At 65.9% G+C, this 1012-nt stretch carries 2 protein-coding genes and 1 pseudogene; 1 reads left to right on the top strand and 2 read right to left on the bottom strand.

What is annotated here, in order from left to right:
- Positions 1-368: undecaprenyl-diphosphate phosphatase (locus EN884_RS36915; RefSeq protein ID WP_164895458.1), on the top strand; the 368-nt coding region annotated here is incomplete at its 5' end.
- Positions 369-448: 80 nt separating this feature from the next.
- On the opposite strand, the gene EN884_RS36910 is transcribed toward EN884_RS36915, so the two are convergent.
- Positions 449-826 (bottom strand): YraN family protein, encoded by a 378-nt coding sequence (locus EN884_RS36910; protein ID WP_063169659.1) that lies wholly within the window; start codon positions 824-826, stop codon positions 449-451.
- Positions 819-1012 (bottom strand): annotated as a pseudogene (locus EN884_RS36905) (rRNA (cytidine-2'-O-)-methyltransferase); the annotation flags it as partial. The pseudogene EN884_RS36905 and the gene EN884_RS36910, both read right to left, overlap by 8 nt.

Genomic DNA, 1012 nt, shown 5'->3' with positions numbered 1-1012 from the left:
GGCTTTACCTGCAGATCGGGCTTTTCCAGTGCCTGTCGCTCATTCCCGGCACATCGCGTTCGGGCTCGACCATCGTCGGCGCCCTGCTTTTGGGCGTCGACAAGCGCGCGGCCGCTGAATTTTCCTTCTTCCTTGCAATCCCGACCATGGTCGGCGCCTTCGCCTTCGACCTGTTCAAGAACCGCAACGTGCTGAGCAGCGCCGACCTGCCGATCATCGCCGTCGGCTTCGTCGCCGCCTTTGTCACGGCGCTCATCGTCGTGCGCTTCCTGCTCGATTACGTCTCGCGCAAGGGTTACTCGCTGTTCGGCTGGTGGCGGCTGGTGGTGGGCGGTGTCGGGTTGGTGGCGTTGATGATCTGGGGGTGAGGAGTGTTCCGCGTAGCGGCCCTCACGCTTCGTCCCACGGGCTCCGCCCGTGGATGACGAATGAAGGAGGGCTGCCCCCTCTAACTCTTCCCATAAAACGCGTTCTCGACATGCACCGGCCAGCGCCAGGGCAGCACGGCGACCATGTCGAAGCGCATCGACAGCCTGCCGTAGTCCGCTTGGCGCGACAGCCAGATGTCGGCCGCGCCTTCTATTCGACGTTCCGATTCGTGGCCGATCGCCTCCATGGCTTCCATCAGCGACCGGCGCGCCTTGACCTCGACGAACAGCACCAGGTCGCCGCGCCGCGCGATCAGGTCGATCTCGCCGAAGCGCGTGCGGTGGCGGCGCGCCAGGATCCGGTAGCCCTTCAGCATCAGCGCTGCCGCCGCCAGCCATTCGCTGCGATGGCCGCGCCGATAGGCTTTTTGGCGGCTGGCGCTCGGGCGTTCAGCCACCGTCGCTTTCTCCCGAAGCATCCTTGAGCTCCAGCAATCGCCGATAGAGCGCCTGTTTCTGGCCGCCGGTCATCTTCGCGGCTTCCGCCGCCGCCTTGGAGGCCGGCATCTCGGCGGCAAGCGACAGAAGCAAACGGTCGATGTCGGCGGGTTCGTCGACCCTGGCCTCGGCCGGCGCGACGCAGA

Origin of the sequence: Mesorhizobium sp. M7A.F.Ca.AU.001.01.1.1 (genome assembly GCF_004022735.1) — a bacterium.
GTDB lineage: Bacteria > Pseudomonadota > Alphaproteobacteria > Rhizobiales > Rhizobiaceae > Mesorhizobium > Mesorhizobium ciceri.
This window is presented reverse-complemented; position numbering and strand designations above follow the sequence as displayed.